This is a genomic window from Penaeicola halotolerans (assembly GCF_016464625.1).
Taxonomy (GTDB): Bacteria; Bacteroidota; Bacteroidia; order Cytophagales; family Cyclobacteriaceae; genus Penaeicola; species Penaeicola halotolerans.
In genome coordinates this window covers 266501-291895 of the sequence record NZ_JAEAGO010000003.1, presented here as the reverse complement: position 1 = coordinate 291895, position 25395 = coordinate 266501, and the positions used below count along the sequence as shown (strand labels likewise).

Below are 25395 nucleotides of genomic sequence, written 5' to 3'. Positions count from 1 at the left end.
TTCCTACCTTTGTGCGGTTATTTCCAATAAATTATACTACAAATGGCAAAGCCTTGGATAAAATAATAGGGTAATTCTCAAAATACCCACATTTTTTTTAGATAGCTCTTCTCAGTGCTATCCATTTATTGTTGTATAATTTAATCAAGTTTATTTCATGGAGAACCAAAAATGGTTTAACACCTATATATTTATATGGGCTGGGCAATTTGTTTCAATGTTGACAAGTTATGCAGTCCAATTTGCTATTGTCATATGGCTTAGTCTAGAGTATCAATCCGCCGAGGTTTTAGCATATGCAGGTATAGCTGGAATATTGCCACAAGCTATTATTGGCCCGTTAGCAGGGGTATATATAGACCGTACTAATCGAAAACGTATCATGATTCTTTCTGATACTTTCATTGCTGTATGTGCTATTGTTTTGATATTTATCCTTAACAAGGAAACGGTAAATCTTGTATGGATTTATATCATGTTAGGTTTACGTTCGGTTGGCAATGCCTTTCATTCACCGGCTCTACAAGCTTTGGCTCCGCTAATTGTGCCTAAAAAAGAATTGCTAAGAGTTGCTGGTATTAATCAAATGTTACATTCGATTTGTAGTATTGGTGGTCCTGCACTTGGTACAGTGGCAATTGCCATATTGCCTATTTCAAATGTTTTGTATCTTGATTTGATTGGAGCATTACTGGCAATTTCTTCGCTTATGATGGTAAGAATACCACAGACAATAAAAGGTTCTAAATTTTCTGTTCATACAATATCAACCGAATTTATAGATGGGTTACATATCGTATCTAAAAATAGAGGTTTAACTTACCTTTTTCTTTATGCCATGGCTATCACCTTTGTCATCATGCCTGCTGCAATTATGTTCCCACTACTGACAACAGGACATTATGGAGGAGGAAAATGGGAAATGGGCCTTGTTGAGATAGTTTGGGGGGGAGGCATGCTGATTGGTGGAGCTGTTTTAGGCTTGTTCAAAATTGCGATGTCAAAGATTGTATTGGTTAATTCAATGTATATCATATTGGGGTTAACATTCCTTCTTAGCGGAGTTTTCCCAAAAGAATGGTTCATTGGATTTGTTCTGGTAACAGCAATTGGAGGTATTGGTTTATCTGTTTTTTATGCATGTTTTACTGCTATTGTCCAGATAACAGTAAAACCTGAAATGCTGGGACGAGTCTTTTCTCTTTATTACAGTTTGGCGGTATTGCCAAGTATAATCGGTTTATTGTTCACAGGCGTGATTGCAGAAAATATAGGTATAAACATCACTTTTATCATAAGTGGATGTTTGGCTATCGTTATCGGGTTGCTTTCGTATGGCTCTGAGAAACTTATGCAGTTAGGTAATAATTTAAAAAAATAAAACAAATGAAAAATACAGACATTCAGAAACTTGCAGAAAGACATGGTTTAATGCTTTCAGACAAGATGAAATTCAACGAAATGGGAATAGATTTCAAGGTTGGTTTTGCAACAGACAAAGATGAAAATCAATGGCTGTTGCGTATTCCCAGAAGACCCGATTTGGGTAAGCAGATTGCAAAGGAAAAACTAATTCTACAGTTAGTTTGCAAACATCTCACTGTGCAAGTTCCAGATTGGAAAATTGCGAACGAAGAACTGGTAGCGTATCCTTTATTGGATGGAAAACCAGCATTGACTTATGATGCTGAAACTTATGAGGTTTCTTGGAATATGGATAAAGATAGTCCAAACTACATTCAGTCATTGGCTAAAATTTTGGTGCAACTCCATGCTATTCCGAAAGAAGAAGTTGTTCTGAATGGATTGGAAGTTACTACACCTGAAAGTCTGAGAAGCGAGATTTCCGAACGATTACGCTTGGTAAAATCCGAACTTGGCATAAGTAATGATTTAGAAAATCGTTACAAAAAGTGGTTGGATAATGATACACTGTGGCCGAACTTCACAAAATTCATTCATGGTGATTTGTATGCAGGACATATTATAACATATGCCGATGGTAATGTATGTGGAATTATTGACTGGTCAACAGCCCGAATCAGTGATATTTCCCAAGATTTTTCGGGACATCTCACTGTTTTCGGAGAAGAAAGTCTCAAGTCTTTAATTTCAGAGTATGAAAAACAAGGTGGCAAAATATGGAATAAGATTTTTGAGCAGGCCGCTGAGCGAGCTGCGGCTGCACCCTTGGCTTATGGTTATTTTGCTGTTGAAACACAGGATGAAGTCCATATAAACGGTGCAAAAGTCCAGTTAGGTGTTCAGTATTAATCGTGATTAACTTTTTATTATTTAGGGCTGGTCTTATTTTTTTGACCAGTCCATTTATTAATCGAAACTTAATCTTTTTTCCTGGGGTTGATGTGTGTAGCTATTAGCCTTGTTGCCAACGGTCAAGTATAAGCGTAGTGCGGGTTTTCGGAGCAATACACTGTCCGCTAGCACGAACTTTGATAGATGCCAAAATACTAAATTTTAGCCACTTCGCCCGCATTACGCTTATACAATGTTGGCGGTAGTTTTTTTTATTCAATTCTCCTTAATACCCCCTTTAATTTTGCTTCAACTCCAAGATTATCAAAAAGTTTTTCAGTCAATGTTAATGTCTTCTTGAAAGCTGTTTTAATATCTGTCGGATCTAATTCTGATGTTGTCTCCTGAAATAACGAATACCAATCTGGGTCTATGTCTTTTTCCAAGCTTTTTGTTGGACTTTCCCAATGTTTGGTTTGGTATGTTTCAATTCTTATTAACCAAAGTAAATATTTTTGAACATTTGATAAGCTTTGGTAAGCGTGAGCAAATTCCTGTCGTTTAATTAAGTTGCTTGTTGTAAGTAAAACATTCAACAATGATTGGCTCAACCACAGGATATTTTCATTTGTTGTTCGATCAGGTACTTTAGTTTTTATTTCTTTGAGCGTGTTAGTCAATAAATCTTCTTTATCTACTAAAATCATCTTGTCAAAGTCGCTAAACTCTACCAAACCGTCCCACGATTTGATAACTTCCATTTGGTCGTTTGTCAAAAAATGAAACTCCCCCCTTATCATATTTTCAAAAATGGCAACTTCACTTCCATACTCGTTGGTAAAATATAATGCCAAAGGATGAATTTGGCTTACCCAATTTTCAGCGGAAAAATTTTCTTTATCCTTCAAGAAGATGTAGAATTCAATATCTGAATATTTGTCCCCTTCATTTTTGGTAAATGACCCGTACATAAATACGGCAGAAATATTTTTATCATTTTGAGCTATTGACTTTGTTTTGTCAATCATTTGTAACTGTGTCATTTTCTAATTTTTTTAATATTAACAATCGCCCTTTATACTTTGCGTATTAAAGGATATTTCAATTCTTATTCTATCTTACAGTTACTTATAGCTTCATTTTCTTGAATGTTTTTCGTTGTTAATTGTTTCTTCAAATTACCGCCAACAATTCGCTAAATACACCATAAGGTGCATTTAGCTACATTATATTTTTAGCAATCTAACGGATTTTTAATTGTTTTAAAAGTATTAGTGGCCACATGCGTGTAAACTTCTGTGGTTTTGGTTGAATTATGGCCTAGCAGAATTTGAATGTATCGCAAATCTGTTCCAGCTTCCAACAAATGAGTGGCGAATGAATGTCTTAATGTGTGTGGTTTAACATTTTTTTTAATGTGTGCATCTTGAGCTGCTTTTCTTACAATCTTCACTACGCTACTGGCGCTGTAAGGATGCCCTGGATTACCTTCAAAAAGGTATTTTTTAGGTCTATACTCTTTAAAATAAGCTCTTAATTTTAATAATAACTTTTCACTCAGTAAGCTGTAACGATCTTTTTTCCCTTTCGCTTGCTCAACTCTAACAGTCATTCTTTTGCTATCTATATCCTTAATTTTCAACCTTAATAATTCCCCCCTTCTTAAACCAGCGGAGTAAAGTAAACTAATAATACATTGATGTTTTAAATTAAAGGTTTTATTAATCATCTCTTGTACCTCCTCTTTACTTATTACCTCAGGAAGTTTTTCTTCCTTTATCGGTCTTTCTACATCATAAAATCTATTAGGCATTCCTAACACTACCTCAAAATAGAATTTTATGCTGTTAATGGCCTGATTAATTGAAGAATTTGATAATCCGTTCTGAATAAGGCTCTGAATAAATTTTTTAATGTCATGCTCTTGAATCTCAATTAAATTCGATTTGGGAAAATGTCTCAGAAATTTAGCAAAACAGCTACAATATGTAAGTGCTGTTTTATATGCGTACCTTTTCAATTCCAATTTCTGAAAATAGGCTTCTGGTATCTGGGGATATTTCTTACGTAAATCATCAATTTTCAATTCCTCTCCATAAGTGTTTACCGGTTTATTTCGGGCGAAATATTTCATATTAATCCATGCAACACCTTTAAATGTTTTCAGTAGAGTATAAAAATTCTTTTGTGTATTAGGTAAATAGACCATCTGATACTTTTCAGTCCACTTAACTTCCGGCAATGATTTAATCAAGGCTTGAATAACCTTGTCAGGGTAAAACTGAAGGCCAATTTTCTTTTCATTGTTAATTAAGAGATGCTTCAAGGTAATTTGCTTTTGTAAATTCATGATTTTTAAAGTTTTATTTCTTCTAAACTAGCTGATTAGTCTGGTTTTTAACATAAATAAATGTAGATTTAAACGTATAATAATCGTTTAAATCTACGCTTATGAAGAAATGTCCTAATTGTAAAGAGGTAATTACTGGTCGGTCAGATAAGAAATTTTGCTCTCCTTACTGCAAATCTAACTTCCATTACGAGCAAAATAAACAGCATGAAAGTAGCCTGTACAAGCAAATAGATAGGCAACTTAAAATCAACAGGAAAATTCTGAAAAACTTTAATAAGGCTGGAAAAGCGACTATTCGAAAGGAAAAATTATTGGAAGTTGGCTTCGATCCCAAGTATTTTACTCACTATTGGAAGAATTCTAAGAGTGAAGTTTACCTATTCTGTTACGAGTTTGGCTTCCTGGCTAAGAAAGACCCTAGAGGCATTGAACGCTTCGTTCTAGTACAATGGCAACCTTATATGAATTAATCTTCTTTTCTTAACCGACAATAAACGTTTACAAACGACAACAAAAGACAGTAAACGCTTAGCACCCGATTAATTTTTAGCCCAACCTACACCTTTGTGATATTGCTGCTGATTGGTAGCGACTTAAATCAATAAATGTTTTATTAAAATTAAAAAACCATGTACATTTTAAAAAACAACTCTCAGTTAATCGGTCGCTTAGGTGCTAAGTCTGAAATCAAAACTTTCGATAATGGAAAGGAATTTGTCAACATCAACCTGGCTACCAATGAATCCTATAAAAACCAAAATGGAAAAAGGTAGAAGAAACACAATGGCACAGATTGACCGCCTGGAGCAAAATAGCGGATATTGCTGAAAAATACATTGACAAAGGATTTTTGATATATAAAAGGTTTGTGTTTTGTATCCTATATATGAGACTACTATACTGTCACTGTTTTTTCCTTCGGAATTATAATTCTAAATTGTCCGTTTTGATTACTTATAGTTCCAGAATAACTTCCCTTTAAAAAAATATTGGCATAGGACAAAGCTTCTTTTTGTTTCGAGTCTTTTATTACTCCTTCTATCACTATGTTTTGAGCAATGATTATTACTTGGAAAAGGGAAAAAAACTAGAATTGTAGTAATTATTCTGTTCATTGGTTTTTATGGCTTTTATTCCTAATCTCCAAACAATATAAAACAAACCAAGCCAAGTCCCTACAAACTAGATGAAATTTTGACGATTGGTGTCTGAGAAAAGGCGTACTCATTCAAGGGGTCTTATCAATTCATTTTTAGATAAAAGAGGGAATTCGTGGTATTATTTTAGATGACACCTCTGGTTTTATAGGGGTTTCCTCGGGGTTATCCCCGTATTATCCTCCACCTAAAGGAGGGTTATACTGCCTTAGAGGGTCAAAATACCCCTATATAACGCGACATATGCGCCATATACGCCAAAAGTGTCGATTTGCGCCAATCGCGCCAAATACGCCAAATGCGCCAAACACGCCATCCCATTTGCGTCCTATTTTGAGATTTTTGATCTTGCTTTTCAGTTGATTGATTGTGCGTTCTTTGAGGTATTGGTTTTTTATGTTGGGTGATATTGATGAAAGGATTGAAACGATTGGTAGGGGTGAGGTGGTCATCAGTCTCTAGCGTCTAAACCGTGGGCTATAGCGGTGTCATGGATACCTAAGCGTTTTAGCGGTTTAACAGGTAGATATTCGACCCACTTCGGGGTCGTTGAAAATGTGATTGCTTTTTTCACGGGGTTGACACCCCGTGCTACAAATGTGTGACCCACTTCGGGGTCATGATCTCGTTTGTTCAATAGCGGGCTGCTCCTAGATCCCTCCATTCGTGAGGCAAGCCTTCAGGAGGCAGGCCTTCGTGCCTCAGGGTGACAATGCAGGTAGCTTACTGCTATAGGTGCTTTTTATGATCGGTTGGTTGTATGTAGATAAGACGCGATAAATCGCGTCTCTACGAGGGGTGTTTGAGGTGGAAAGCATCATGATAATCTCTCAATTATGGCTATTCAAGAGACCTACTTACTGCCTGGTAAATAGCGGCTTCTACTTCATAAAAAGCGGAGCGTTCGCCATTTTGATATCCTTTTCCGCTTCCATTGGTGATAAAAATTACTCCATACTTTTTGTCGGGATCTATGTATGCTCCTGAAACCAGTCCATAGGCTTCTCCAGGGTGGCCATAGACTAGCTCACTTTGCTCAAAAACTTTGTCCAAACCCTTATTTCCGATGATTCGGTGGATGCCTAATCCCCAACTATTAAAGAGGCCTTGTGCATGATCTCCATTTGTTCCATCATATTCATAGCTGGCTTGAGTCATTTGCTTAATCACTGATGGAGAAATTATCTGTTTACCCTTATGTTGCCCTTCATTGAGTATTAGTTGCCATATTTTGCTAAGATCAGTAGCGGTGATTCTAAGTCCTCCTTGTGGAGAAAATAAAACGGCATTAGTACCCGGAATGTAATTAGTAAGTAATGGCATTCTTTGGATAGGAATCATAGCGCTGTCTGCTTGGGCTTTCCAATTGCCATTTATTTTTCGATACAGCACTGCTACAGAGGCACTATCAGATAGATTTTCTACTGAAAAACTACCTTCAATGGATAGTGGTTTGAAGAGATTTTCTTCACAAAAAATGTCAAATCGTTGTTGACTGATTTTTTCTACTAGGGTACCAAGGATTACATAGTTGATATTGGAATAGCTAAAGAAAGATCCAGGTGCATGCTGTATAAAGTTTGACTGGCTGTAAAAGCGTCCACCTTCTTGGATGAGAGATGCTAGTGGCGGAACTGTGTCTTTCGCTAAAGCTGATAAAAAATCATCATAGTGCTTACCATCCACCAGAGAGGAAGTGTGGGATAGGAGCATTCGAGGCGTGATAGGCTGCTGTGGAAAATCAGGTTGTCTTACTGTATAACCGAGTATCTCACTGATGTCATCATCTAGAGAAACTTTTTCATCATCTACAAGTAGCATAAATGCCATCGCGGTGATCGTTTTGGAAATGCTTGCTACTCTAAAGAAGGTTTGGTCAGTGACAGGAATGTTTTGCTTGAGGTCTGCGACTCCAAAAGGAATTTGACTTAATATCTCACGATCATCAAAGGTCACCACTATGCCACCCATCAGCTCATATTTCTCTTGTATCTGTAGGATGTCTTGCTCGAGCTGCTGCTGATGAGCACAGCTGCTGAGAAAGCATAATATGATAAAGCTATAAATCCTCTTCATGACAGGCATCTTGTGCGTCTGGTAGGCTATAAAGTTAATATAAAGAGGTCGTTTTCATTTAAGTAACTTCTTTTTCATTATATAATGAGTTTTGGACTGATTAAGCAGAATTAGTTGAGGCGTTGATTTGCTGCTCTAAGGTGATAAGTGATTGTTTTATTTCGGCAGCTAAATTTGGGTATTTTGTCAAATCTTCTCCCCAAAGTTTTTTTTCAGACAAGACGGTATTTACTAATGTTTCTAAGGAGCTGTTTTTCCAAACTTCCTTAAAGAAGGCGAGTACTTCATCATCATCTTTGAGTGGAAGTGCTATGCCATCTTGCGATCCTTTATAAAAACGTATCAATGCAGCAAATGAAAGAATTAAGTTTTTAGGCCATGTCCCTTTTATTTCATGGTATTTAAGGAGTGACGGCAATACTCTAACTTTAAATTTAGCAATACTATTTAGGGCTATGGAGGATAATTCATGTCTGATATATGGGTTGGCAAATCTCACCAAGACATCATCCGCAAAGCTGTTTAACTCATCTTCTGGCAGATCTAATGTGGGGATGATTTCTTCATAGATGGCTGCTTTTATAAAGGTTCCTAACTTTGAGTCTTCGACAGCTTCTCGTACTGTCCTAAGACCATATAGATAGGCTAGAGGAACCATGGCGGTGTGTCCTCCATTTAATATCCTTACTTTTCTAGTTCTGTAGGGTGTAAGATCTTTGACAAATTTGACTTGAAGTCCGGCCTTGTGTAGTGGAAACTCTTTTGCAACATGATCTGGTGCTTCAATTACCCAGAGATGAAAATGCTCTGCTGTCACAACAAGCTGATCTGTAAATCCTAATTTTTGCTGAACTTGTTGTATTGTGTCTTTAGGAAATCCGGGGACAATCCTATCAACAAGGGTATTACAAAAGGTGTTGCTTGATAGTACCCAATCAGCGAAGGCAGCCGGAAGTTGCCAAAGAGAGATGTAGTTCAAAATACAATCACGTAGTTGATTGCCATTTTGATCTATTAGTTCACAAGGAATGATGATAAGGCCTTTTTCTGTAGCCCCATCGAAGTGAAGGTATCGATGATACAAGAGGGTGGTAAGCTTCGCTGGAAAGGTAGTGGGTAACTTACTATAATCTGAATCCGTGTGATCAAATGTAATCCCCGCTTCTGTGGTATTTGATATGACAAATCTCAAATCAGGATTGGTACCCAAGTTTAAATAAGCTGCATAATCCTCATATGGATTGAGAATGTCAGCAATACAGGTAATTAGTCTACTGGACTCCTTAGCTTGACCTTCCTCAATGCCTTGAAGGAGTACATGATACAGTCCGTCTTGTTTTTTGATCAGTTCGGTTAGACCTTGAGGTAGAGGCTGCACTAGTTGGACATTGCCATTGAAGTCAGTCTTCTCATTAGCGATATCGATCATCCAGTCAACAAATCCTCTCAAGAAATTACCCTCACCATACTGAAGTACTTTCACAGGACGGTGTATTTTATTAGCGGTATTTTTATTCAATTCATTCATATCATCAAATAGCTATAGTTAGCCAAACTTAAAGTAGTTTTTGGCATTGTGATAGCAGATATCTGATACGATTTTGCCTAGCCAAGCTTCATCTGCAGGAAGCTCTCCATTGGCAACATCTCTGCCTATCAGGTTGCAGAGCGTCCTACGGAAATACTCATGTCTAGGAAAGGATAAAAAGCTACGAGAGTCAGTTAGCATGCCTACAAAACAACTCAACATTCCCATGTTTGATAGCGCATTGATTTGCTTTTCCATGCCGTCTTTTTGATCCAAAAACCACCATCCAGATCCATATTGGACTTTGCCTTTTACAGAGCCATCATTGAAGTTGCCTGTCATTGTGGCAAAAACTTCATTATCGGCAGGATTGAGATTATACAAGATGGTCTGGGAAAGTTGATCCGTCTTATCTAGGAGATTGAGAAATCCTGCAAGTGCACGGGCTTGAGAGAAATCTCCTATAGAATCAAACCCAGTATCTGGCCCTAGTTTACTGAGCATTCGTTCATTTGTATTGCGCAAAGCACCTAAATGAAACTGTTGAGTCCAGCCTTTACTATGGTACATTTTACTCAATGATACGAGTGTTCTAAATTTAAAATACTGTACCTCTGCTACATCAAGTTGCTGGCCTGTCAGTACTTTTTTAAAGAGATTTTCAATATCGTAAGGATCACTTTCAAAGTAGTATAGTTGCTCTAGTCCATGATCGGATAGCCTACATCCATGGTTGTGAAAGAAATCTATTCGCTGAGCTAATGCTTGCAAAAGATCTGAATATCGGCTAATCATGATACCGCTGACAGACTCAAGTTGGGATAGATATTTAGTGTAAGTTTTTGAATTTTCTACTGCATAGGCTTTGTCAGGCCTGAATGTGGGGTAGAGTTTGGGACCATCACCTTGATTTTTAGCCTTGATATGATGTGCAAGATCATCTGTAGGATCATCAGTCGTGCAGATAACCTCTACATTCATTTTTTTGGTTAGGCCGATTACTCGATAGTCCTGAGTTTGGAGTTTTGCGGTAGTCTCTTGATAGATCTCCTGTGCCGTATTTGTCGTTAAAAGTTGATCGATATCAAAATATCTTTGAAGCTCCAAGTGCGTCCAATGAAAGAGTGGGTTGCGAAGCGTGTAAGGCACAGTAGCAGCCCACTTTTGAAATTTCTGCTCATCTGAGGCACTCCCAGTGATATACTTCTCATTGATACCCAGAGTACGCATAGCTCTCCACTTATAGTGATCGCCTGCTAGCCATGATTGAGAGATATTAGCAAAGGTATGATTGTCAGCGATCGCTTGAGGTGATAAGTGACAGTGGTAGTCTATGATAGGCTGATGGGCTGCATGATTATGGTATAAAAGTCTTCCAAACTCATTTTGAAGTAGGAAGTCTTCGGATAGAAATTTTTGTTGTTTTAAAACTGAATTGTCCATGTTAATAGGCTATTTGGTTTTTTTACTAGAGTCTCTGATAATGAGCTCAGGCTTTAAGATTGTTCGCTGTGGGACACTTTGCTTTGGATCTGATTTGAGTAGTTCAAAGAAGGTTTCGGCAGTGATGCGTCCCATCGGGATACTTTTTTGATCGACTGTAGTGATAGATGGCTCTGTAAATGATGTAAAGGGTTCGTCTCCAAATCCAGCAATTTTCACTTGACTTGGGATTTTGAAGCCTTTTTCTTTCAATACTTGCATTGCGCCCATGGCCGCATAGTCAGATGCAGAGAAAACACCATCAAATGGAATTCCCTTTTCTATGATTTGAAGCATGGCTTGTCGGCCATCTTCTAGTTGCATATTGGACAGCACTACTAGCTCAGGATCTACAGGAAGCCCATGTTCTTTGAGCGCATCTTCGTATCCACGCTTTCGTTCTTTGTAGATATTGATTTTCTGCGAAGAAGTGAAGTGGACGATGCGTTTACACCCTTGCTTGATCAAGTGATCTGCTGTCTGATAGGCACCTAAATGGTCATCAATGACTACTTGGCTGACTTCTAATTCATTTGATATCCTATCGAACAGCACAAGCGGAATTCCTTTTTTTAATACTTTTTTGAAGTGATCAAAATTTTCAGTGTTTTTACCGATAGAGGCGATGATGCCGTCTACTCGAGCATTGAGGAGTGCTTCTACTGTCTGTACTTCTTTTTCATAGTCTTCATAAGACTGGGTAATGATGACTTTGTAGTCGAGGTTATTGGCGATTTCTTCTATTCCTCTAATCACAGAGGAGAAGAAGTTACGATTGATCGTTGGTAAGACGACTCCGATTAGTCTACTTCTTCCGCTACGTAATGCAGAAGCAATGTGATTGGGCTGATAGTTTAACTTCTTAGCCATTTTGAGTACTTGCTTCTTAGTGGCCTCTGATATTCTCGGGTGATTATTGAGTGCTCTAGATACAGTAGAGGCAGTTGTATTCAGCTTTTTAGCAATATCATGTATGGTTGCCCTGTCTTGTTTCATATCTTTTTTATTATAGGTATATCTCTTGAGCCTTCTAGACAAGCTCAAAGCGACACCCCTCTTTTCCAAGGGATAAAGTCATCTTGATCTAAGAGTTGTGCTTTAGTTTTGATTTCGCCACTAGCTACTTGGATGATGAATTCAAGTATTTCTTCTCCCATCTCTTGTATATTTTTTTCACCAGCAATGATAGGACCTGCATCTATATCTATGATATCAGGCATTCGTCTAGCCAAAGCTGTATTGGATGAAATCTTGATGACAGGGGAGATAGGATTGCCAGTAGGCGTCCCAAGCCCTGTGGTAAACAGTATAATATTTGCACCAGATCCTGCCATAGCAGTGGTGCTTTCCACGTCATTGCCAGGTGTACAGAGGAGATTGAGTCCTGGTTTGGTAGCATACTCACCATAGTCAAGCACATCAGATACGGGAGATGTACCACCTTTTTTGGCAGCTCCAGAAGATTTCATCGCATCAGTGATGAGTCCATCTTTGATATTGCCTGGCGATGGATTCATATCAAATCCTGAGCCTACAGCCTCTGCAGATGCAGCATAGGCTTTCATTAGTGAGCTGAATTTATCGGAGGTGTGATTATCTACACAGCGATTGATCAGGTCTTGCTCGACTCCACAGAGCTCTGGAAATTCCGAAAGCATCGCTTTGCCACCCAATGCTACGATAAGGTCAGAAGCATAACCTACAGCAGGATTGGCAGATATGCCTGAGAAACCATCAGAGCCGCCACATTCTAGCCCTATTGTCAGTTTACTTAGTGGGGCGGGAGATCTTTTGAGCTCATTGGCGTCTGCCATCGCTAAGAATGTCTGCTTGATAGCCTGAGATAAAAGTTGCATCTCAGTACCTTCTTTTTGTTGTTCTAAAATAATAACAGGCTTTGTCAAGTTCGGATTGATCGCATCCAGTTTTGATTCTAACAAACTTGTTTGGGCATTTTGACAACCCAGACTAAGGACAGTAGCTCCAGCTACATTGGGATTATTGATATAGCCTGCCAATAATGCGCAAAGCATCTCTGAATCTTGTCTGATACCACCACAGCCACCTTGGTGTGTTAGAAATTTGATACCATCTATCTGATTGAAAAGCTTTTTATCAGATTTTTGAGTGACCGCTTCTACAGTTAGGGTTTGGATGCTTTTCTGATCACCACTTTCATACAAGGAGGCCATTTCTTTGACCAGTTTTTTGAATGGGTTCGGTTTAGCAAATCCAAGCTCATCTATAAAAGCCTGTTTGATGATTTCAACATTCCTGTTTTCACAAAAAACCAAAGGTATTACAAGCCAATAGTTATCAGTACCTACTTGGCCATCAGCTCTATGATACCCTAGAAATGTCTTATTTTTAAAGCGGCTTATATCTGGAGTCTCCCAATGATAATTGCCCTCTTTCTGTCCAAAGTCATTTGCCTCATGCTTTACATTTAGTGTAGTGAGTAACTCTCCAGAAGCTATTGAGGTAGTTGTTTTTCCTACGATACCACCATACATATAAATGTGCGTACCGTTGCACAAATCATCGATTGCAAACTTATGTTTAGCTGGAATATCATTTTTTATTTCGATGGCTTTATCATTAAAAACAATAGTTTCTCCTGTTGATAGATCCTTTAAAGCAACTAAAACGTTATCTTTTGGATGAGTCTGTAAAATTTTATGGTTCATTAGAATTTTTGTTTATATTGCGCAATCGATTGCACAAGTTAGATAAAACAAGTAGAAAAAGAAAAGCTAATCGATTAATTTTATTTATCATGATTGAATCTGTATATGGAGCATAAAATCATCACTTTAGGAGAGGTTATGATGAGGCTCAGTACCGCTAATTATGAGCGGTTTGTCCAAGCCAAAAATTTTGAAGTAACTTATGGTGGCGCTGAGGCCAATGTAGCCATTTCATTAGCTCAGTTTGGCTTGCATACTACTCATGTGACTGTACTTCCAGACCAAGAGCTAGGGTATGCTGCTGCCCAATACCTCAGACAGTATGGGGTAGATACAAGCGCCATTCAATATGGTGCTGGTAGAATGGGTGTATACTTTTTTGAAAATGGTGCCATGCAAAGGGCTCCAAAGATCATTTACGATCGATTTGAGTCTGCTTTTGCCCACTTAGATCCAAATGATACAGATTGGGATCAAGTATTAGATGGGGCTACATGGTTGCACTGGACTGGTATCACGCCTGCCATCTCATCGAGTGTTCTAGCATGGACTAGAGCAGCCTTAGACGCAGCAAATCACAAAGGGTTGGTTATCAGTGGAGATATTAACTACAGGAGAAATTTGTGGCAGTATGGTCAAAATCCCCAAGATGTCATGCCAGATTTGATTAGTAAGTCTAGCATCATTGTAGCGGGTATGACGGATTTTGAAAATTGTACAGGGATTACTGCGGTCGATTATGAGGGAGCTTGTCAATTGGCTCAAAAGCAATTTCCCCAAGTCAAGTATATCACCAAAACGGAAAGAGAAGCCATATCTGCTTCCCATAATAAGCTGCAAGGACTACTCTGGAACGGGAAAGAACTTATCCGCTCCAATATCTATGATATGAGCGCCATGGTAGATCGTATAGGCGGGGGAGATGCCTACATGGCGGGATTGATATATGGTTTACTACACATGAAGGATGAGGCAGCTGTGGAGTTTGCAACAGCCGCATCAGTATTGAAGCATAGCATTCCTGGAGATGCTAATTTAGTGTCTGTGGAAGAGGTAAATGCGTTGGTTTCTGGTAATAACATTGGTAAATTATTAAGATGAGTATAAAAAATGCTAATGTTCTTCTAGCAGCAATGAAGTCCTCTGGTCTGATTCCTGTCTTTAATCATAAAGATCCAGAAACCGCCATAACAGTTATGAAAACTGCGAAAGAGGCGGGACTTCAAGTCTTTGAGTTTACTAATAGAGGTGTACATTCCTTAGAGGTTTTCAAAGAAATGAAAGCAATAGCCAAAGAATGGTCGGACTTCTATTTGGGTATCGGGACAATCTTAGATATCACTTCTGCTGAAGCTTACTATACTGCTGGTGCTGATTTTTTTGTATCACCTATTTGGTCACAAGGCCTCTGCGACTGGATGATGAGACAAAAAGTGATTTGGATTCCTGGTTGCGGTACAGTATCAGAAGTCTATGAAGCTTCAAACCAAGGAGCTGTTTTGATCAAAGCTTTTCCTGGCAATGTACTTGGGCCTGCTTTTATTTCTGCTATCAAATCTGTTTTGCCAGATGTACTACTTATGCCTACAGGAGGTGTAGAACCTACTCAAGAGAATCTAAAGTCTTGGTTCAGCGCAGGGGTACACTGTGTAGGTATGGGATCGCAGCTTTTTGATCAGAGATCTATAGCATCAAAAGATTATGATGGTCTCAAAAATAAAATCATAGTAGTAAAAAAGACCATTGCGCAAGTTGAGCATCCATGATGCAGGACATACTTCGTTAATTAAAAAGGTATGAAATGAAGCTATTTAAATATATTCTTATAGTCACTTTTCTCATTACAGTAGGCGCATGTCAGCAAGTCCAACAAGTACGCGTGATCAAACTGGGACATGGACTAGGAGTCACACATCCCGTACATGAAGCGATGTTGTATCTCGCTCAAAGGGTGGAAGAAAAGTCTAATGGGAAGATGCAGGTAAAAGTCTATCCTAATCAACAACTAGGTACAGAAAGAGAACTTGTAGAGCTGCTGCAAATAGGGAGTTTGGGAATGACTAAAGTCTCCTCGGCAGTCATGGAGAGTTTTGCTCCAGCTATGCAGGTATTTAGCATGCCCTATCTTTTTAGAGACGATGCCCATAGAGACCAAGTACTCAAAGGTGAAATTGGTAAGAAACTTCTGCTTGAAGGTGAAGATTTTTGGTTGAGAGGGCTTTGCTATTATGATGCTGGTAAAAGAAGTTTTTATACAAAAAATAAACCGATCAATGCTCCAGAGGATCTATCTGGAATGAAAATCAGGGTGATGGAAAGCAATACTGCCACCACTATGGTCAAACATTTTGGAGGATCTCCTACACCAGTATCTTATGGTGAGCTATATACTGCACTGCAGCAGGGTATCGTAGATGGTGCTGAAAATAATCCACCAAGTCTGTTCACGTCTAAGCATTATGAGGTATGCAAGTATTACAGTATCAATGAGCACACTGCACTACCAGATATCATGATCGTCAGCACCAAAGTTTGGAATAATCTGACTGAGCAAGAAAAACAATGGCTTCAAGAAGCCTCAGATGAATCAGCTACTTTTCAATACAAAATATGGGAGCAAGCAGAAGCAGAGTCATTAGCAGCACTTGAAGCCGCTGGTGTCGCCATCAACTATCCAGATCAATCGGGTTTTAGGGAGAAAGTAGAGGAAATGTATCGTTCATTTGAACAAACAGCACCTGAGCTCTATCAGATCATTAGAGAGATCAGGGATCAGCCTGTGGTAGATAAAAAATAATAAGGATGAAAACTAGCATTGACAAGGTAGTCGCTGTTCTTTTGATCATTTTGATGGGGCTGATGGTGCTGAACGTCACTTGGCAAGTAAGCTCTCGCTATATCTTTCAAAATCCAAGTGCTTTTACCGATGAGCTTTCTCGCTATATGTTGATATGGCTGGGGATGCTGGGTGCTGCCTATGTGGCAGGCCAAGGTAAGCACCTTGCCATAGATCTGCTGCTCTCTAAAATGTCAGCCCCTAATCAGCTTAAACTCCAAATGATTATTTGTGCTTTGGTCATGATATTTGCCTTAGTCACTATGGTATATGGAGGTGCTAACTTAGTTTATATCACTTATACATTGTCACAAAAATCGGCCACACTGCAAGTGCCATTAGCTTATGTATATGCCATCATCCCTTTGAGTGGCTTATTGACTGTTTATTATCAACTAGAAGCGATTTTCCAGCGCATCAAGCTTATCAAGTAACCTACAGACACATGGAGTTTCTTAGCATATTGATTTTAGTTTGTTCCTTTTTATTATTTCTGAGTATTGGCGTGCCTGTCGCATGGAGCTTAGGATTGTCTGGGCTATTGACCCTTTTGGTCACTGTACCATTTGAGCCAGCAGCTACTACGATTGCCCAGCGTATGGCTACTGGTCTAGATAGCTTCTCTTTGCTAGCGATTCCATTCTTCATTTTGGCTGGGGAGATCATGAATAGAGGAGGTATAGCCCATCGACTCATCGAACTTGCTAAAGCGCTCACTGGCAGACTTCCGGGAGGTTTGATCTATGTCAATGTCTTGGCAGCGATGCTCTTTGGCGCTATCGCAGGCTCTGCGGTGGCAGCAGCTTCGGCTATAGGTGGTATCTTGGGTAAGCGCATGGAGCAAGAGGGCTATCCTAAAGAACTAGGAGCTGCTGTAAATATCACTTCTTCGACTACAGGTCTTATCATCCCTCCATCTAATGTGCTCATTGTGTACTCTTTAGCTTCTGGAGGAGTATCCATCGCGGCTTTATTTTTAGCAGGATACATACCAGGGCTTTTGGTGGGACTGATGCTGATGCTGACTGGAGCTATCATGATCCGAAAGAAAAAGTTGCCTACAGGAGAGCGAAGCTCTATGAAGGAGGTCTGGAATAAATTTGGTCATGCTATTCCGAGCCTTTTGCTTTTGGTAGTGGTGATGGGAGGCATAGTAGGTGGTATATTTACCGCTACTGAGGCATCTGCTATAGCGGTACTTTATGCATTGATCTTGTCATTTGTTTATAGGGAGTTAAGCTTCAAGGATCTCTCTGCTGTACTACTTAAATCCTCAGAGACTACCGCTGTAGTCATGCTACTAATCGCCACGTCTATGAGTATGTCTTGGGTGATGTCTAGTGAAGATATTCCTCAAAATATTAGCGCCATATTACTTTCGCTAAGTGAGAATAAAATTGTGATCTTGATCATCATTAATTTGATTTTGCTATTTGTTGGGATATTTATGGATATGACCCCAGCGGTGTTGATTTTCACTCCGATATTTCTGCCAGTAGTGGAGGAGTTGGGCGTAGATCCTGTACACTTTGGTATCATGATGATACTCAATCTGTGTATCGGTCTCTGTACGCCTCCTGTAGGATCTGTGTTATTTATAGGTGTGGGTGTAGCCAATACCACTATTCAAAAAGTCTTAAAACCGATTTTGCCCTTTTTCTTAGCAATGGTCATTGCGCTTATTATCATCACGCTCTTTCCAGAGCTCACGCTTTGGCTACCTCGATTGTTCGGTATTTAAATCTAATCTGATATGAAAAACCTATTTAACCTTGACGGTAAAAATATCCTGATCTCTGGTGCTACAGGAGTGCTGGGTACTCAGATCACTAGCTATGTTGCAGCTCATGGAGCAAATCTATTTTTACTAGGCAGGAGTGAAGAGAAGCTTTTGAACTTGAAATCTAAAATTCCCAATACTCAGATAAAAATTTTGGTTGCAGATGTAACGGATGAGAGTGCACTAACTAAAGTAGCTAAGGAGCTCTCAAATGAGATAAACGCTATAGATGTCATGATCAACTTAGCTGGCGGCAATATGCCTGGGGCAGTCATTAGGCCAGATCAGACATTGGAAGACTTGGATGCTGGGGCATTAAAGAAAGTCATGGAACTGAACTATCAAGGAACCCTCTTACCGATCAAAGCTTTTTTACCTTTACTCAATGGAGGACATCCTGTAAGTATAATCAATACTTCTTCGATGGCGGCTCAAAGACCGCTAACGCGTGTCATGGGCTACTCTTCAGCTAAGGCAGCTATAGATAACCTCACTAAATGGCTGGCAGTAGAATTTGCCCAGAAATATGGACCCAATATGCGTGTCAATGCTATAGCACCAGGGTTTTTTCTAACAGAGCAAAATAGAGCTTTACTCACTGAGGTCAATGGTGCTCTTACTGTCAGAGGTCAACAAATAATAGCGCATACACCTATGGGTAGATTTGGTGAGGATGAGGATCTGTTAGGCACCGTCCATTGGCTCGCTAGTGATGCTTCTAAATTTGTGACTGGTGTTATCATCCCCATAGATGGAGGATTTAATGCGTATTCAGGTGTTTGATTAAAATCAGCTCAGAACAGCAAGAATATCCGATTAATTGACTAATAGTAAAACTAAACTATGTTAGAGCTCTAATTATTTTACTCTTTCCAAACGCCCTTTTCGTTTGATCAAATTTTTATAGTCCCATTGAATTGCTCTAGACTTATTGAGCCAGCGTCTTAGATCGTTTACTTTGATTTGAGAGACATCCTGATAAAAAATAGAAGCATCCTTGAACTTATGGCCTATAACTGTAAGGTCTTTTTCCTCAAAATCAGCACCACTCCAAAACATTAGTCTAACACCTCTTTTTTGTTTACTATAACCTACAATAGGATTAGCGTTTAGAAACCAAACAGGATGTCCATGCCAAATTTTTGATTCGGCTTCGATTAGTTCGGCTTCGATGATTTCTGCGATTAGTTCGCAAATTATCTTATCAGATGCAGTTTGTCTATTATGATAGGCTAAAATATCTGAGTTCATATGATTTAAGATTACTGTTTTTGCTAAAGGGCAGTTATAGCATAATTTTAAGATTTTACCTTTGATTTTTTATTAGATAGACTAATAAATACAATCAAAGGAGATGTCTAAAATAATTAATTTTCAAAACCGAAACAAAGCTCCGGTTTAAGGGCTTTTGGATTAAATTTATGATAAAGTCTGATTATTCTAGAAAACTAATGTGAGCTATTGATGGGGCGTATTAACTTATTTTTAAGGTTGTTTCTACTGGTGAGTTTGTTTTCGAGTCGGTTAGTTGCTCAGGACCGACCTCCTATCGAGGTAGAGTTTACGGGGATGTTTTGGTTGACTACGACTTATAATTTCCAATCTTCAGATCCCAATTGGAGTGAGATGCTTAGGCCAAGTAAGTTGCTCAATGATCAAGGGCGACCCTTTGCAGATGATGGGCAATTTACCATCGGTATCAGACCCTCTAGGTTTGGGTTTAATACACGACAAGAGACTAAGAAAGGTGATCTGGTGACACGCTTTGCATTTGATCTTGTAGGAGGAGGAAGCAATATCGGACAGACCTTTTTTCGGGTGCATAGTGCCTACCTCGAGTGGAATCGATGGGCTTTTGGTCAGCGAAATTCGGTATTTATGGATGGCAGTGTGAATCCCACTACTGTTGATTTTTTCGGGCCTAGTGGCTTGGTTTTGTTGCGCAATATTCAGGTGAGTTATCAAGTAGTGGATAGACAAGCCACCCAAGTGATGGTCGGACTGGAAAATCCCTCCGCCACTTCAGATTTGAGTCCTTTTAGAGGAGATTTCGAGTATGCGGATAAGCTATCTGATATCGTCTTTACTAATAAGCTTCCTGCAGCTACGATTCATTACAGGAGGAGTTTTGCCAAAGGGCATTTTCAGTTGGGTTGGGTCACGAAGTATATCTCATGGTTTGATAGGAGTGGTACTCCGCAGGAAGACTATAGCGGGAGTACGTGGGGCTATGGCGCCAATCTCACAGGGCGCCTAGTAGCTAGTAGTCATGTGACGCTCAAGGGGGCTTTTGTCACGGGTAAGGGCATCCAAAACTTTCTCAATGATGGTACTGCGGATGTGGGTGTTAGGACTGATCCTGATAATACCGTTACTCCTTATACCGGTGGCGCTATTCCTTTTTATTCTATCATGGCAGCTAGTGAAGTCAAATTGTCTGAGACGCTTAGTGCTACGGTAGTCTTTTCTAGAGTTGTCAATCAGACTTTTGCTTCGCAGTTGAGTACCTCTTTTGAAAGAGGGAATTATTTTACGTTAGGACTCATTCATCAGCCTTTTTCAAACATTTCCTTTGGGGTGGAATATCAGCACGCGTCCAGGCAGAATACAGACTTTGCGGGGGATCCAGTGCTGGGTCTTCCTGCTGCACAAGGTAGGTTCTTTGCTGTCCATAAATTGCAAGCCAATTTTATTTATCGATTTGCCAAAAAGCTATGAAAAGATAAATCCCTTGTCAGTAGGTGAACAAGGGATTTTTAGTAGTGGAAGCTTAAGCATCACTGATGCTCCTTATTTCTTTTTCACCAAATAGTATCCTAGAGACAAGGCTACGATGATGGAGGCTATCCCAATATTGCTCAAGCCATCAGCATGTCCGATGTCAAGTACTAATAACTTGCGACCTATGGCGATCAGGCCGATGAGTAATATGCTTTGTACCTTAATACTGTGTTCTTTGATGTAGACATTAAAGGTATCGATCAGCTCCACTGCGATCAGAATGTTGAAGAAGACAGGTAGCACCATGGCTGTTTGCTCTTTGGTGATCAGCAGTCGGGTGGTCGTGTCATTCATAGTTAGTAGTGCTTTGCCAAACTGATAAATCAACTCGATCAGCTCTACCGCTATGTACAGTACGATGATAGCACTTAGCACATAGAAGACTGCTACCTCAAACTTTTTGATAAACTCATGGCTCATATACCAATAAATTTAAATGGAGTAGCTTTTTTAAATTCATCAGATGTCTCTCCAGAGTAAGTCTTGTGGTTCGATAAATCTAATTTTCTGACACTGGCTTTCTCACTAAAATCTATTTTCTTAAGATCAACCCAAAAGGCATTAGGCGTCAGGGCAGTTTCAAAATAGTACACAAGATTTTTTTGATCAGCCACTGCTCTCCAACGCGTAGTTGAAAGGTTTGGATAGCCCTCTATCTCAAAACCATAAGGCACAGAAACGTTTCTGATCACACTGAATACACTGGCTACTGCGATGCGGGTATCATCTGTTTGTGGGATGGCTTTGATGAAAAAGGATGCCCTCGCAAAACGATCTGAGGCAGTGACAGAGCCTGGCAGGAAAGTCTTTCCTGGGATGTTTTCCCAATACTTCGCTATGGCTAGTTGCTTGTCGTAAGCTGGGTCGTTGGTCATCACAGTATAGCAAGGATCATGATGAATCACTAGCTTACCACCTATATACTCAAATATGGCACTATCTCCAGAGGCGTCAGAGATAGAGAGGTGAACGGTAGTGAATTTGTTGGTTCCAGGGATGAAGTCCGAGACGATTGCGAATGATTCTTTGCTGAGTGCCTCTACAGCTTCTGATACGGTGGCAAAATTGTCCAATACATACTGAGCCCATAGAGAAATAGCGAGTCCCTTAGTATTTCCTTCTTTATTGAAGCTTGGGTATTCAGACTCTACAAGCCAAAGCATGTTGGCTACCAGTCCTTTTTCGTTCATGCCATCTGAGATAGAGATATCCCATGAGCTAACGGCTAGGCTACCATATTTTGAGACCCATTCGATTGAGTTTTTGCCAACCTCGCCAGTTCTCTTCATCCCGCGAGGAAAAATCCACTGATTAGCTGGGATTTCTAATGAAAAGTCCATCGTTCTTCCTGTCAGCACTGTCCCATTGGGTCCTTTATAGACGACTCTAGTACAAGCATAGGATTCGATGTTAGAAAGGATGACTGCTAGATAGCATGCCATCACGATTGCGAGGTTTTTGTAAATTTTTTTCATGGTCAATTAGTTCGGATTCCTTAGTTGATATTTTGCCAAATGGAGTGTAGGTTTATTGTGCTAGTTGCTGTGTAATATAGTGTATGTTTTGAGTTGGATTACACTTTTATAAGGTTTTAGATCTCATCATAGATTCTATATCTGCTTTTGTAAATTTTCTAAATGCAAATTTATAACCTTCTAAAACAGCCAAACCATAAAATAGAATACCTACTAAAGAACTAAATGATTCAATCAATATCTCTGGAAGATAGCTATAGTCTAGAACTAAAATAGTCTCTAGATAACCTAGATTTTCAGATTCTGCGACAAATCCAATAAAGACAAGGAAATTGCCCAGTAGAACACTTATGAAAGCAATCGCACCTCCCATGATGCCGTAGATTTGATCGATTCCTTTTCCTACGTAGCGCATCGAAAACCCTACAGCTGCTCCGACTGCGATAGCCATATAGCCTATTTGATATCCTGTAGCTACGCTGATAGCCGCCCATAATATCGAACAGATAAACCCTGCTGTAAGTCCTACTAAAATAGCGGGGAATAAACGCTGTTCACTGCTTAATAAAGAATGCATTTCAGGCGATATCATGCTATCAATCTCAGCACCAGAATAACTTACCTGATCATCATTTTCAGAAACGTTAGTGCTATCATCCGCTTGATAGCTTATGCAACTGTCTTGAAAATCTGCTTTAGCATTTGTGAGACCACAAAGCAGACCTTGCATTTGATCCATGTGTCGGTTAGTGCATCTTTTGCAAAATGCAAGTTGAGCTTCTCTTGTCATTTTTTGTAAAGGTTAGTGGTTGGATTTAAATTTTATTTAGAAATATAAATAAAAAGTAAGAAAATGACTCTTTTAAATTGTGAAACAATTATAATTTTAAAACCTACATAATAGTCGTGTACTCTTTTTTCAAAACAATTAAATTTCACTTCTCTCATTTAGCTCATAACAAAATTGCGTTTTTTGAGTTTAGTTAACTTAGATTTGTTATATTATTTTGTTTTAAGTCCAAAAACATATAAATTAGCAATCTGTCATAATTAATGTGTCGGTGTTCTTTTTAGTCTACAGGCGTTACACCAGTCTAAACCATTAGCCATGAGTCCAATAGATATTAGTATTTTCATTATTTACATGCTCATCATGTTGGGTGTGGGTTATTATTTTATGCGTACCAATGCTGGCAAAGAGGATTATTATGTCGGTGGTCGTAATATGGGGAGTTGGCATATCGGCTTGTCAGTAGTAGCTACAGATGTTGGTGGGGGATTTTCAGTAGGCCTTGGAGGCCTAGGATTTATGATGGGGATGTCTGGCTCTTGGATGCTCTTCACTGGACTTTTGGGAGCATGGTTGGCTGCAGTTCTCCTTATTCCTGTCGTGAAGTCACAGCCTAGATTTAAAAATCTCTATACCTTCCCAGAGATTTTTGGTTTTTTATACAATAGCAAAGTAGCTTTTGTAGCCGCTATCATTTCTTTTATTGGTTATTTGGGCTTTACGAGTTCTCAGATCCTTGCAGGAGCCAAGTTGGCTTCAGGGACTTTTGTAGACTTAGAGATGAATACCGCCCTCTGGATCATGGGATTGATCGCAGTAGTCTATACCGTATTAGGCGGTATCAAAGCAGTGATCTATACCGATACCATACAATGGATTATTTTGCTTGCAGGATTTATATTTATAGGCATCCCGATCTCTTATACTTATGTAGGTGGATGGGAGGGTATTGTTAGTTCTTTGCCTGCTGAGTTTCTAAGATTTGATAATTTGGCTTGGCAGGACCTTGCCAATTGGGCTATTACCATCATTCCTATTTGGTTTGTTGGCATGACGCTTTATCAACGGATATTCGCTTGTAGAGATGAGAAAACTGCTAAGAAAGCATGGTTTATTGCGGGACTTTTTGAGTGGCCGATCATGGCACTGATGGGAGTGACGCTTGGTTTGCTTGCTAGAGTGGCCTTTGAGCAAGGGCTATTTACGGATATTGTAGCATTAGCCGATGTAGACCCTGAGATGGGTTTGCCTATTTTACTTAGTCAGGTACTTCCAGCAGGACTAATGGGTCTCATGATGTCAGCCTATTTCTCTGCGGTGCTTTCTACAGCGGATAGTTGCATGATGGCTGCTTCGGGAAATCTGACCTCAGACATTCTTGGCAAGAAATTGGCTTCTTACGGAGAAGCTAAGACATTGAGAGTTTCCCAGCTTCTTACTTTGGTCATTGGGGTATTAGCTTTAGTCATCGCCTCTCAGATGACCAATGTGCTCGATCTCATGATCTATTCCTATGCTTTTATGGTCTCTGGACTATTGGTGCCACTTATCGCGGGACTATTCTGGGGGAAAAGTAATTGGGTAGCGGCATTGGCTGCTATGATCGGTGGAGGCGGACTTACTGCGACACTTTCTATTTTGAAGGTAGACTTGCCTTTAGGGCTCGATCCTAACTTCTTTGGGCTGTTACTTTCCTTGGCTCTTTTTGTTTTAGTATCTATTTTATTTCCAACATATCAATCAAAAGTCAAAACACATGAACTTTGAAACACTAACTAGTATCGACAATGCTACTTATCTTCAAAAGAAGGAGATAGCAGATTTTCTTTTCACCCATTTAGATCAGTATGGTGATAGGCATGAGGATATCATGAAATGCCTAGACTACGCGCTAGATAGTGCGAAAAATAGAGGAGGCTATGCGATACTGGCGCGTGAGGGTAGAGATATAGTCGGTGCTACGGTGATCAACTATACCGGTATGGACGGGTACATCCCTGAGAATATTTTGGTATACATAGCAGTACATCAAAATCAAAGAGGCAAAGGAACAGGTAAATCGCTCATGCAGAAGGCTATAGAGATGGCGAAAGGAAGTATTGCACTGCACGTAGAACCTGACAATCCTGCTAGAAAACTTTATGAAAAGTTAGGTTTTACCAACAAATACCTTGAGATGAGGTTAACTAGATAA

Annotated in this window: 24 protein-coding genes; 12 read left to right on the top strand and 12 right to left on the bottom strand. The window is 39.4% G+C overall.

Annotated elements, in window-relative coordinates:
* Positions 1–157 precede the first annotated feature (157 nt).
* A complete protein-coding gene (locus I5349_RS08845; RefSeq protein WP_226390398.1) occupies positions 158–1381 on the top strand; it encodes an MFS transporter in 1224 nt (407 codons plus the stop codon).
* A 5-nt stretch (positions 1382–1386) separates the two neighbouring features.
* Positions 1387–2274, top strand: coding sequence for an Mph(E)/Mph(G) family macrolide 2'-phosphotransferase (mph, locus tag I5349_RS08840; protein ID WP_226390397.1), 888 nt, complete (start codon positions 1387–1389; stop codon positions 2272–2274).
* Between the two features lie 254 nt (positions 2275–2528).
* Here the strand turns inward: mph and lnu(I) are convergent, their stop codons facing one another.
* Together lnu(I) and I5349_RS08830 are read right to left on the bottom strand one after the other, a co-directional pair.
* Positions 2529–3299, bottom strand: a complete 771-nt coding sequence (gene lnu(I), locus I5349_RS08835; RefSeq protein ID WP_008992950.1) for a lincosamide nucleotidyltransferase Lnu(I) — start codon at positions 3297–3299, stop codon at positions 2529–2531.
* Between the two features lie 191 nt (positions 3300–3490).
* Entirely contained in the window at positions 3491–4606 is a 1116-nt protein-coding gene (locus I5349_RS08830; protein ID WP_226390396.1) for a tyrosine-type recombinase/integrase, read from the bottom strand.
* A gap of 632 nt (positions 4607–5238) precedes the next feature.
* On the opposite strand from I5349_RS08830, the gene I5349_RS14285 reads away from it, so the two are divergent.
* Positions 5239–5382, top strand: coding sequence for a single-stranded DNA-binding protein (locus I5349_RS14285; protein ID WP_317194235.1), 144 nt, complete (start codon positions 5239–5241; stop codon positions 5380–5382).
* A 122-nt stretch (positions 5383–5504) separates the two neighbouring features.
* Here the strand turns inward: I5349_RS14285 and I5349_RS14305 are convergent, their stop codons facing one another.
* From I5349_RS14305 to I5349_RS08795, 6 genes are all read right to left on the bottom strand, one after another.
* Positions 5505–5654 (bottom strand): carboxypeptidase-like regulatory domain-containing protein, encoded by a 150-nt coding sequence (locus I5349_RS14305; protein ID WP_226390395.1) that lies wholly within the window; start codon positions 5652–5654, stop codon positions 5505–5507.
* A gap of 952 nt (positions 5655–6606) precedes the next feature.
* Positions 6607–7842 (bottom strand): serine hydrolase domain-containing protein, encoded by a 1236-nt coding sequence (locus tag I5349_RS08815; protein ID WP_226390394.1) that lies wholly within the window; start codon positions 7840–7842, stop codon positions 6607–6609.
* Between the two features lie 100 nt (positions 7843–7942).
* Positions 7943–9370, bottom strand: coding sequence for a tagaturonate reductase (locus I5349_RS08810; protein WP_226390393.1), 1428 nt, complete (start codon positions 9368–9370; stop codon positions 7943–7945).
* 18 nt (positions 9371–9388) lie between these two features.
* On the bottom strand, positions 9389–10813 hold the full coding sequence (gene uxaC, locus I5349_RS08805; protein ID WP_226390392.1) for a glucuronate isomerase: 1425 nt from the start codon (positions 10811–10813) through the stop codon (positions 9389–9391).
* A gap of 9 nt (positions 10814–10822) precedes the next feature.
* Positions 10823–11848, bottom strand: coding sequence for a LacI family DNA-binding transcriptional regulator (locus I5349_RS08800; protein ID WP_226390391.1), 1026 nt, complete (start codon positions 11846–11848; stop codon positions 10823–10825).
* Positions 11849–11892: 44 nt separating this feature from the next.
* Positions 11893–13539 (bottom strand): UxaA family hydrolase, encoded by a 1647-nt coding sequence (locus tag I5349_RS08795; protein WP_226390390.1) that lies wholly within the window; start codon positions 13537–13539, stop codon positions 11893–11895.
* A 105-nt stretch (positions 13540–13644) separates the two neighbouring features.
* Between I5349_RS08795 and I5349_RS08790 the strand changes: the two genes are divergently transcribed.
* From I5349_RS08790 to I5349_RS08765, 6 genes are read left to right on the top strand one after another with little or no spacing between them, the layout of a single operon-like run.
* Positions 13645–14640 carry a sugar kinase gene (locus I5349_RS08790; protein WP_226390389.1) on the top strand — a complete coding sequence of 332 codons (996 nt, stop codon included), beginning with the start codon at positions 13645–13647 and terminating at the stop codon, positions 14638–14640.
* Positions 14637–15305, top strand: coding sequence for a beta/alpha barrel domain-containing protein (locus I5349_RS08785; protein WP_226390388.1), 669 nt, complete (start codon positions 14637–14639; stop codon positions 15303–15305). The genes I5349_RS08790 and I5349_RS08785 overlap by 4 nt, the downstream gene beginning before the upstream one ends.
* Positions 15306–15340: 35 nt before the next feature.
* Positions 15341–16336 carry a TRAP transporter substrate-binding protein gene (locus I5349_RS08780; protein ID WP_226390387.1) on the top strand — a complete coding sequence of 332 codons (996 nt, stop codon included), beginning with the start codon at positions 15341–15343 and terminating at the stop codon, positions 16334–16336.
* Positions 16337–16341: 5 nt separating this feature from the next.
* On the top strand, positions 16342–16809 hold the full coding sequence (locus I5349_RS08775) for a TRAP transporter small permease (RefSeq protein ID WP_226390386.1): 468 nt from the start codon (positions 16342–16344) through the stop codon (positions 16807–16809).
* Between the two features lie 11 nt (positions 16810–16820).
* A complete protein-coding gene (locus I5349_RS08770) occupies positions 16821–18116 on the top strand; it encodes a TRAP transporter large permease (protein WP_226390385.1) in 1296 nt (431 codons plus the stop codon).
* A gap of 12 nt (positions 18117–18128) precedes the next feature.
* On the top strand, positions 18129–18938 hold the full coding sequence (locus I5349_RS08765; RefSeq protein ID WP_226390384.1) for an SDR family oxidoreductase: 810 nt from the start codon (positions 18129–18131) through the stop codon (positions 18936–18938).
* A gap of 75 nt (positions 18939–19013) precedes the next feature.
* On the opposite strand, the gene I5349_RS08760 is transcribed toward I5349_RS08765, so the two are convergent.
* The gene (locus I5349_RS08760; protein ID WP_226390383.1) at positions 19014–19406 is read right to left on the bottom strand and encodes a DUF1801 domain-containing protein; all 393 of its coding nucleotides are present in this window, start codon (positions 19404–19406) and stop codon (positions 19014–19016) included.
* A 252-nt stretch (positions 19407–19658) separates the two neighbouring features.
* On the opposite strand from I5349_RS08760, the gene I5349_RS08755 reads away from it, so the two are divergent.
* Positions 19659–20873, top strand: a complete 1215-nt coding sequence (locus I5349_RS08755) for a DcaP family trimeric outer membrane transporter (protein ID WP_226390382.1) — start codon at positions 19659–19661, stop codon at positions 20871–20873.
* A 72-nt stretch (positions 20874–20945) separates the two neighbouring features.
* On the opposite strand, the gene I5349_RS08750 is transcribed toward I5349_RS08755, so the two are convergent.
* The 3 genes from I5349_RS08750 to I5349_RS08740 all read right to left on the bottom strand — a co-directional run bounded on the left by I5349_RS08750 (position 20946) and on the right by I5349_RS08740 (position 23150).
* Positions 20946–21356 carry a phosphate-starvation-inducible PsiE family protein gene (locus tag I5349_RS08750; RefSeq protein ID WP_226390381.1) on the bottom strand — a complete coding sequence of 137 codons (411 nt, stop codon included), beginning with the start codon at positions 21354–21356 and terminating at the stop codon, positions 20946–20948.
* Positions 21353–22411 (bottom strand): linear amide C-N hydrolase, encoded by a 1059-nt coding sequence (locus I5349_RS08745; RefSeq protein ID WP_226390380.1) that lies wholly within the window; start codon positions 22409–22411, stop codon positions 21353–21355. The genes I5349_RS08750 and I5349_RS08745 overlap by 4 nt, the downstream gene beginning before the upstream one ends.
* 106 nt (positions 22412–22517) lie before the next feature.
* Entirely contained in the window at positions 22518–23150 is a 633-nt protein-coding gene (locus I5349_RS08740; RefSeq protein WP_226390379.1) for a hypothetical protein, read from the bottom strand.
* Positions 23151–23519: 369 nt separating this feature from the next.
* On the opposite strand from I5349_RS08740, the gene I5349_RS08735 reads away from it, so the two are divergent.
* Together I5349_RS08735 and I5349_RS08730 are read left to right on the top strand one after the other, a co-directional pair.
* Positions 23520–24968 (top strand): sodium:solute symporter family protein, encoded by a 1449-nt coding sequence (locus I5349_RS08735; RefSeq protein WP_226390378.1) that lies wholly within the window; start codon positions 23520–23522, stop codon positions 24966–24968.
* Positions 24958–25395: a GNAT family N-acetyltransferase gene (locus I5349_RS08730; RefSeq protein WP_226390377.1), complete on the top strand. Its 438-nt coding sequence runs from the start codon at positions 24958–24960 to the stop codon at positions 25393–25395. Before I5349_RS08735 ends, I5349_RS08730 begins: the two co-directional genes overlap by 11 nt.